1 protein-coding gene is annotated in these 249 nt (G+C 69.5%); it reads left to right on the forward strand.

Going from position 1 to position 249, the window contains the following annotated elements; translation table 11 throughout:
• The coding region (locus tag MJ643_RS31115) for an ABC transporter permease subunit (RefSeq protein WP_247727370.1) at positions 1–249 on the forward strand (249 nt) is incomplete at both ends.

A 249-nucleotide genomic window follows, 5' to 3' on the forward strand; every position in this document is an offset into this window, starting at 1 on the left:
TGATCTCGCTGCCGCTGGCCGCGCTGCTCGCCGTGCTGCTGGTGTCGCTGCGCGCCTCGCCCTACCGGGCCGTGCGCTGGACGACGACCGCGCTGATCGAGATCTTCCGCGGGCTGCCCGTCGTGCTCATGATGTTCTTCGCGATCCTCATGCTCCCCGGATCCACGGCCCTGACCGCCGTCGTGTTCGGCCTCGTGATCTACAACGGCGCCGTGTTCGCCGAGATCCTCCGTGCCGGCATCGCTGCCC

This window comes from Pseudomonas sp. PNPG3 (assembly GCF_023093815.1).
GTDB classification, from domain to species: domain Bacteria; phylum Pseudomonadota; class Gammaproteobacteria; order Pseudomonadales; family Pseudomonadaceae; genus Aquipseudomonas; species Aquipseudomonas asiatica.